3 protein-coding genes are annotated in these 3,218 nt (G+C 31.6%); all 3 read right to left on the bottom strand.

From position 1 onward, the window contains the following. Positions 1-376: 376 nt before the first annotated feature. Entirely contained in the window at positions 377-784 is a 408-nt protein-coding gene (locus RYL88_RS12490) for a type II toxin-antitoxin system VapC family toxin (RefSeq protein ID WP_314991735.1), read from the bottom strand. Further along, positions 784-996: a hypothetical protein gene (locus RYL88_RS12485; RefSeq protein WP_295148399.1), complete on the bottom strand. Its 213-nt coding sequence runs from the start codon at positions 994-996 to the stop codon at positions 784-786. Before RYL88_RS12485 ends, RYL88_RS12490 begins: the two co-directional genes overlap by 1 nt. Before the next feature lie 1,170 nt (positions 997-2,166). Further along, on the bottom strand, positions 2,167-3,120 hold the full coding sequence (locus RYL88_RS12480) for a WYL domain-containing protein (RefSeq protein ID WP_314991733.1): 954 nt from the start codon (positions 3,118-3,120) through the stop codon (positions 2,167-2,169). Positions 3,121-3,218: the final 98 nt, after the last annotated feature.

Raw genomic sequence — 3,218 nt, 5'->3', positions numbered from 1 at the left:
ATGGTATTTTTAAGAGTATAAATTTTGACTCTTTTTGGATAAAAAGATGTAACAAGTCTACGTAACAAGTCCAGCACCATTAATTCCTTTCTCTCTGCGATATTTTATCTAAAATTTTGTCTAAAATTTTAGACGAAATTTCATTTATATTGATCGGCAGCCGTCAGGTTACCTAGATACTTAGTCTCTTGCCTGACGCCGCCGCACTTTCAAGCGTGCTTAGCGTTAGCGAATCTTTATCCGGGTTTAGTAGCCTATCAAGAGCGGCGCAACTGGTTTTCATAAGTTCGGCCATCTTTATTTTGGTTGTACATTCTGGTTTCAAGTTAACCTCTGATATAACCAACAAAAGGCTTTGCATTTACCGTATATTATATCAAACGCTCCAGTTTTCCATCCTAAGCCCGCTTATATCTTTAAAATCTTTTTCGTTATTCGTAACCAAAACAAGATCATTACTAAGCGCTACGGCGGCAATCAGCATATCCATATCGCCTATCCTTCTGTTTTTATTTTTCATCTCAAGCCTTATTTTGCCGTAGCTTGCCGCACATTTACTCGTAAAATCCAAAACACAGAAATTTGAGATAAAATCGCCCATGAGTCTTAAATTTAACTCTTTTTGAGTGGAATTTTCTATACCGTAAAACATTTCAGCTACCGTTATACTGGAAATAAAAATATCCTTTTTGCCATATCTAGTTAAATGGCTTAGTATATTTTGACTGTAAGGCTCGGTGCCAGAAATCAAGTAGCTACAAATATTGGTATCAAGCAAAAACATTATTTAAATCCGAAATTTCGCTCTTGCGGCAAGCTTTGCTCGGCTCTTTCAAATTTAACTCCAGCATCTTTCAACTCATTTAAAGTCTTAAACAGTCCGCTCCATTCATCATCTTTAACCGGGGTTAAAACCACTTCGTTATTATCAAAACTCTTTAGTATAAACTCTTTGACATTGTCTAAATTTAGGCTTTTTGGAAGCCTTAGTGCCAAAGAATTACCGCTTTTGAATACTTTTAATCTTGTTTGCATAACTGTACTCTCTAGTATATATTTTTATAAGTATATACGAAGTAAGATAAAAATATTCTTAGATTTTGTTAGTTTATAGTGTCGACGTTGCAATGCATTTTGATAAATCTTATGCAAAAGGTAAAAAGTAGGAATGGGTAAAAATGTGGAGCAAATAGCGCCAAGAATGTTTTTGTATAGATATGGACGTAAGGTAAAAAATGGGAACTTAAAATGCACAATTTGCAAAATTTAGGCATTTTTTCGCATTTTGAAATCCAAACTTCAATTTGTTTCAAAACTTCAAAACCCCTTTAAATCACGCCTTTTCTGATATGCGCTACGACGCGCCCTATGATACTACAATTTTCTAAATTCTAACCGTCGATTACGATAGGCTCGTATTTTTTGTTATCCAAAAATAGCGTTATGATCCTTGCTATCGGGTTTTTCTAAATATGGCACGGCTATAATGCCGTTATCTTCGGCATTGTCGTTTGATTTGTTTTGGGTTTTAAGATCAGAGGGATTTATGACAGAATTTTGATGACTTACGACACAAGATCGTATAACATAAAAATCTCGACAAATTTTTAAAAAACTAATAAGGGATAGTGGCGTAGCGTTCAAGCCGATAATTATCCATCCTATTAATTGTCGTAAGGTTAATAATATAGCCTTTTGACAACTGTATTATGATGGATACCATAAAGAAAGTAAGTCAATACTAACAATGTGTTCAAAAATTTATTATCATTTTAGGCATATTTAGTCAATAGCAAGTTGTATAATTCACTTAATAAACATTAACACAAGGAGAAAACATGAGCACAAGATAAATTATTGAGATAGTTATAGAGATTTTGGAGATAGTAGTAAAACATACAAATAAAAACAATGGAGAGGAAATATGATTTTAGCGTCGTCAAATGCAAAAATGAAAATAAAGGCAAGGGATGTAGTTATAGTGGCATCAATTAAAAGAAATATTAGTTTGCATTCAAGAGTCGTGAAGTCCAAAAAAATCTACACTAGAAAAACAAAAACATCAAAAGATACCAAGTGGGAGTTATAATTAATTTTTTAAAATAACGTTTGATATCCTACAAGCACGTAAAGAATAGTCATTAAGCGTAAAAATAGCTAGTAATGTTACATTTTAGTGCATCTTTTTTGATATTCTAAAATATCTTCTAAAATTTTATCCTTTAGTTGGATAGGCTCTATTACTTCGACATCAGGCAGCCATTTTTTTATGAAAGGCAAGATCTCCTTAAGTTGTGTTACCCTGTATGTTACTATCTTTTCGCCACCCTCTAATTCTCTTATGCTTTGTGTGCTAAAAAATTTCTTTTTAGACGAAAAATACCTAGCAATATTTTTTGATATTTTTAGTTTAACTTCTATAAAATTTCCATTTTTAAAATGATCAAAATTACTAAACGATGTTTGTAATCCCTCGTTTATAAAGCGGTCTACGTACTCGTTGGTATGGTTAAATTTATTAAGTTTTTTTACATTTTTTATAAAGCTAATCCTTAGCATCAGAAATTTGTCACCATCAAGGCAGGCAAGATAGAAATTTTCATCTATAAAAACTATCTTATAGGGCTTAACGTTTAAAACTCTTTTATCTATAGTGTTGTCGTATTCTAGTGATATCTGATGGCTAAATTTAACACAGTGTTCTATATTTTTTAAAATTTCAGAATTTATATCTTCAAAAGGCTTAGTGATAAATTTGTATGTTGCATCTATTTTTTTCATCTCTTTTTTTAAAATTTTCTTGCTATCGTTGTCTAGAGAATTAAAAAATTTATTAAATTCTACTTTTGGCATTAGGCTATATACTATTGCAGACATTACCAAAAATGATGAATTTAGATTAAAATCTAGCTTATTTGGCCTATAAAAATATCCGCCTTCGTCTGAACCCTTATTAAATGCGTCTGGAAATACCGCCTTTATTGTAGCAAAATACCTCTCTAAATTTCTGGTACTCATTCCCATATCTTCAGATAAAAGCTTAAGTCTTAAAGTATGGCCGTCATTTAATCTTTTTAGTATTTCTAAAATATTTTTGGCAGTTAATATCTCGTTTGGCATATGTATTCCTTTTTATCGCTATTATGCACCTAAAGAGTTATAGCATAAATTTGAAGCTATACTTTTTATAGAATAGTCACAATATGTCATAGTAAAGC

The organism is uncultured Campylobacter sp., assembly GCF_963517995.1.
Taxonomy (GTDB): Bacteria; Campylobacterota; Campylobacteria; order Campylobacterales; family Campylobacteraceae; genus Campylobacter_A.
The sequence above is the reverse complement of the archived record's forward strand: the minus strand, read 5'-3'. Positions and strand labels throughout refer to the sequence as shown.